Here is a 5,186-nt window from a genome sequence, read left to right on the forward strand (position 1 = left end):
ACCGGTGGTATCCCGGAACTCCTCCCGGGCCTGAACTTCATCGTCGGCCTCGCGGGGGAGACGCCGGCGACATTCGATGCGAACGAGGCGTTCCTCCGGCGGGTGCTCAAGGCCGGGCTCCTGGTGCGGCGGGTGAACATCAGGCAGGTGATGCCGTTTGAGGGGACGGCGGCCTACGAGGAGAACACCCTCGGGCTGCACGACGCCCGGTTCCGCGCCTTCAAGGAGTGGACCAGGAGAGAGTTTGACGAGCCGATGCTCAAGCGGGTCTTTCCTGCCGGCACCATCCTCAGTGAGGTCATCATCGAGGTCACCGGGAAGCCGTCGTTCGGGCGGCAGATGGGCTCATACCCGATCCTGGTCGGGATCCCCCTCGCCCTCCCGGTGGGAAGCGTGCTCGACGCCGTCGTGGTGGACCAGGGGATGCGGTCGGTGACGGCCCTCCCCTGCCCGGTGGAGGTCAACACACTCCCGGTCGCGGCGCTCCGGTGGATCCCGGGCGTCGGGAAGAAGAGGGCCGCAGCCATCGCCGCACGCCGGCCGTTTGGAAGCCTCGCGGAGTTCCGGAAGGTCGCGGGGGAGACGCCGGTTGACGGGGTTATGGTGTTTTAACAGTACTTCGCTAACATTTTTGAGGAAGCCAACCGGAGGTCAAACCGTCGACTTCCCGTCGAGGCTCCGTGTCTTTCGCGTGAGACCCTATCATTATCCAACACCGAAAACTCTCGCGGAAGCACGCGGGAGGCCGCGAAGTTTGGTAATGGGTGTAGAGAGTCCCCGTCAAGGCTAGTATGAAAAACATCCTCCAGGTATGGAGAACGTCCGCCCGAAGAGGCCGCTATTCCCAATACGTGCCGGCCATAGCCGGTTTTCATGTTCATCTATGAGCCGAGGGCTCATGGCGCGCTTCGCGTCCAACGCGAGAGGCCTTGTTCGTTACCCTTGTACATTATCTCACGCGAAAGCACGCGGAAGTTCGGTAACGGATGTAGGAAACTTCCCTTCGCGGCCTTCGCGTCTTCGCGTGAGGTTGTTGACGTACCACCTCACGCATCAAGGACTACAAAATAAGGTGAAAACGGTCCACTACTGCATCGTGTCATCTTATTTTAGAAACTTTTGTCGCGTGTTGGGACGGGCACTCTGGTCTCACGCGGGAGTGCGCGAAGGTTGGTATAATCCCCTGCAACGCCCCTTCGCGCCCTTCGCGTCTTCGCGTGAGGGGTAATAGAGAGTACCGAAGTCTCACGCGAAGACGCGAAGACGCGAAGAGAGACGGGAGATCTCTAAATTTAAGATGACAACAAGCACTACGTCTCCTCCCGCAGTTCCATCACCCTGAGCACATCCGTCCTGGTGACGATCCCGACCAGGGTATCGCCCGCGACCACGGGAATCCTCCCGATATCCCGGCCGGACATGACCCTCAGCGCGTCAAGAAGTGGTGCCGACGGCGGAAGGGTTGTCGGGTTCCGGGTCATGACGTCCTGCACCTGCATGGCCTCCCGGTCGATCGGCGAGACTTTGTGGACATCCGCGAGGGCGATGATCCCGACAAGTGAACCCCGCTCCACCACCGGGAACCCAAGGTGCTTCGTCTCGTACATCATCGCTATCACCTGGGAGAGCGGCATCGTCGGCTCCACGGTGATGACCGGGGAGTTCATCGCGTCAGCCACCGTGACGTCCTGGAGCAGGATGTTGTAGCGCAGGTAGGTGGCCTCCTGGTTCGCCCCGATGTAGATGAAGAAGGCGATGATGATCAGGATGGGGTTGAGGAGCAGGAACCCGATGATCCCGAAGAGGACTGCAAACGCCTTCCCAACGTCGGCGGCAATCCGGGTCGCGCGGGAGAGCGGCATCCTCCGGGCGAGCCACGCACGGAGCACGCGCCCCCCGTCCATGGGAAACGCTGGGAGGAGGTTGAACCCGAAGAGCAGGACGTTTAAGAGACCGAGGTAACCGAAGACGAAGATAAGGACGCCGGCGACTGCCGGGTCGGGGACGACGGCCTCAAAGACATAGACCAGGACGCCGCAGATCACGCCGACCGCAAGGCTCGTGAGCGGTCCCGCAAGCGCCATGGGGAGTTCCACCTTCGGGTCCGGCATGGTCTCCTCCATCTGGGAGACGCCGCCGAGGATAAGGAGCGTGATGCTGTGGATCTTGATCCCCTTCGCTTTCGCGATGAGCGAGTGTGCCATCTCGTGGATGAAGACCCCGACGAAGAGGCCGAGCGCGACCACAGTCCCAAGGATGTAGGGGTTGAAATTGGCCACGATCAGCGTCAGGTCGATCGGGACGCCGAAGAGGATTGCAATCAACTCGACCGTCAGCTCAATCTGGCTCCCGATGATCCAGGCGAAGAGAGGTATCACCAGGAGGAAACTCCAGTGCAGTTTGACCGGAATCCCGGCCAGGTTCCCAATCTCAAGCGAGGCATCCATGCAAAGCAGTACCTTTTTATCGTTTATAGTAATATACCTTCAGAGGATACCGATGAGAACGCAGATCACAGAGCTGTTTGGACTGAACGTCTACACCGATAAAGCCGTCTTTATCGGGTGCGTTGATGATGTCGTGATCGATGTGGACCAGAAAAAGATCGACGCCCTTGCGGTCGGCGAACTCAACCCCGAGATCGGGGAGATCAAGGGTTACTCAGGGCTGCAGATCCCCTTCCGCATCATAAAAAGCATCGGTGACATCGTCATCGTCCGCCACATCCCCGGGATCTTCAGGTCACCGGCAAAAGAGGAATAACCGCGAAACCCACCCCCGGATCCCCCTATACCATGAATACGAAAGACCGGGAGATCTTCGCAAACCTCACCATCTTCCCCCCCGTTTTTGTCAGGCTCGACGGCCGGGCCTTTCACCGCCTGACCCGCGCACTCAACCTCAGAAAACCGTTTGATCCCGCGTTCCACGCGAGCATGCGGGCGGTCTGCCGCTACATCCTCGAAGGGAGCGGCCTTACGCCCGCGTTCGCCTACACCTTCTCAGACGAGATCAGCCTCTACTTCCGGGCGCTGCCGTTCTCCGGCAGGGTGGAGAAGATCGACTCCGTGACCGCCTCGGTTGCGGCGAGCGTGCTGACGATCGAACTTGGGTGCGCCGAACCGCTGGCGTTTGATGCCCGGACTATCCCTGCAGCAGGGGAGTTTGCGGTCGAGTACCTCGTATCGCGGCAGAACGAAGCATGGCGGAACCACATCAACGCCTACTGCCAGAGCGCATTGATCGAGGAGGGGATGACCTCCCGGGAGGCCGCCGCCGCGCTCCGGGGCATGCAGTCGGACGCGATGCACGAGATGATGTTTGAACGGGGGGTCAACCTGGCGGCAACACCGGCCTGGCAGCGGCGCGGGACGCTCATCTACCGGGAAGAGTGTATAAAAGAGGGGTATAACCCCATGACAGGCGAGACCGTGCAGGCCACGAGGACCTGCATCAGGGAACTGGAAGAGACGCCCCTCTTCTCCTCAGAAGAAGGAGCGGCCCTGATCCGGTCACTCACCGGCGCGTGAGATGCCCATCTGCATCTGCACGCCTTCGACGTCCCAATCCTTCTCGAGCGCAAAGGGCCCGGCCGGCCCCTTCCCGTCGGCGTGGCGGACGGTGAGGGTCGCCGCCCGCACCTCCCCGGCGATCTCCTTCTTCCACTCCTCGACCCCGATGAGCCCGGCCACCCGCTCGTCGGCGACATCCACGGCCGCAACGATGAAGTCGTCGACGTTCAGGTCGAGCTGGCGGCGCATCTCCTGGATCCTCCGGATCACCTCGCGGGCGTAGCCCTCGGCCTCAAGCTCCGGCGTGAGGGTGACATCAACATAGACCGTCGCGTCCTTCATGGGCGCGGCAAAGACCCCCTCGGGCAGGGCCTCCGCGAAGGTGACGTGGCGCGCGGCGATCTCGTAGCCGCCGAGTTCTGTCTTTCCATCCCGCTCGATGGCAGCCTTCAGGGCGGTGCCGTCCGACTGCTCGATCAGCGCTTTGACCTTCGGGCCCTCCCTGCCAAACTCCGGGCCGATAGCCCGCATAACCGGTTCGGCCTGCCAGAGGATCCGGTCCCAGGTTCCGGTGACGACCCTGACCGTCCGGGCGTTCGCCCGCGTCAGAGCGAGTTCGTTTAAGTCCTCGAGAGCCGCCTTCACCTCGTCGCTCCCGGTGACCACCACCGTCTCCCCGACAGGCCAGCGGAGTTTCCGTCTCCCGGCCTGCCGGGCTGTGGCGACCGCATCATCAAACGACCTGATAACCTCCATTGCGGTCTCCAGGTTCCGGTCGATCAGGAGGTCGTCCGCCTCCGGCCAGTCGAGCATATGGACGCTCTCCGGGTCTCCCGGGAGACGGAGGTTCTGGTAGATCTCCTCGGTGATGTGCGGGGCGGAGGGTGCCAGAAGCGCGATGACGCGGCGCATGACGTAGTAGGTCGTCTCGTAGGCATCCCGCTTCTCAGGCGAGTCTTCCTCGAGCCACATCCTGGGCCGGACGAGCTGGACGTACCAGCGGGAGAGGTCCTCGAGGATGAAGGCGGCGAGCGCCCGCGTCACCCGGTGGAGGTGGTACTCCTGCAGATCGTCCCTGATCATCCGTGCGAGCGTGTTCACCCGGGAGATGATCCAGCGGTCCTCCTCGGGCATATCCCTGATATGGATCCTGACAAACGTTTCGTCCCACCGGCCGTCATTCCCGGATGCCGGCTGGAACGAGTCAAGGATCATGTACGGGAGCGGGAACCGGTAGACGTTCCAGAGGATGGTAAGCGCCCGGTGGATGGTCTTCACGCCGTCCCAGTTGAACTTCATGTCGTCCCAGGGAGCGTTTGCCCAGAGGACATAGAACCGGAGAACGTCGACACCGAACCGGTCCATCACCTCTTCGGGCGTCACCACGTTGCCGATGCTCTTGCTCATCTTGCGCCCTTCGGCGTCCAGCGCGAAGCCGTGCATCAGGACGCTCTTGTAGGGGGCGCGGCCGAACGCCACGTTGCTCGCCCCGAGCTGGGAGTAGAACCAGCCTCGGGTCTGGTCCTGCCCCTCGGTGATGAAGTCGGCAGGCCAGAGACGGTCGAACGCCTCGCGTTCTCTCGGGAACCCGAGGGTCGCCCACGACGCGACTGCCGAATCGAACCAGACATCGAAGATATCGGTCACCCGGTGCATCTCCCCGCCGCAGGAGCA

At 62.2% G+C, this 5,186-nt stretch carries 4 protein-coding genes and 1 pseudogene; 3 read left to right on the forward strand and 2 right to left on the reverse strand.

Translation table 11 applies throughout. The features are described 5' to 3' along the window. A pseudogene (locus BP858_RS07490) lies at positions 1-612 on the forward strand (radical SAM protein); the annotation flags it as partial. 698 nt (positions 613-1,310) lie between these two features. On the opposite strand, the gene BP858_RS07495 reads toward BP858_RS07490, so the two are convergent. After that, positions 1,311-2,447, reverse strand: a complete 1,137-nt coding sequence (locus BP858_RS07495; protein WP_214166011.1) for a CBS domain-containing protein — start codon at positions 2,445-2,447, stop codon at positions 1,311-1,313. A gap of 52 nt (positions 2,448-2,499) precedes the next feature. Between BP858_RS07495 and BP858_RS07500 the strand changes: the two genes are divergently transcribed. Together BP858_RS07500 and BP858_RS07505 are read left to right on the forward strand one after the other, a co-directional pair. Beyond that, positions 2,500-2,763 carry a PRC-barrel domain-containing protein gene (locus BP858_RS07500; protein WP_024265319.1) on the forward strand — a complete coding sequence of 88 codons (264 nt, stop codon included), beginning with the start codon at positions 2,500-2,502 and terminating at the stop codon, positions 2,761-2,763. Between the two features lie 32 nt (positions 2,764-2,795). Continuing rightward, entirely contained in the window at positions 2,796-3,530 is a 735-nt protein-coding gene (locus tag BP858_RS07505) for a tRNA(His) guanylyltransferase Thg1 family protein (protein ID WP_014866099.1), read from the forward strand. On the opposite strand, the gene BP858_RS07510 is transcribed toward BP858_RS07505, so the two are convergent. Continuing rightward, a partial coding sequence (locus BP858_RS07510) for a class I tRNA ligase family protein (protein WP_286879205.1) occupies positions 3,513-5,186 on the reverse strand: 1,674 nt, incomplete at its 5' end. The genes BP858_RS07505 and BP858_RS07510 overlap by 18 nt on opposite strands.

Origin of the sequence: Methanoculleus sp. UBA413 (genome assembly GCF_002502935.1) — an archaeon.
GTDB lineage: Archaea > Halobacteriota > Methanomicrobia > Methanomicrobiales > Methanoculleaceae > Methanoculleus > Methanoculleus bourgensis.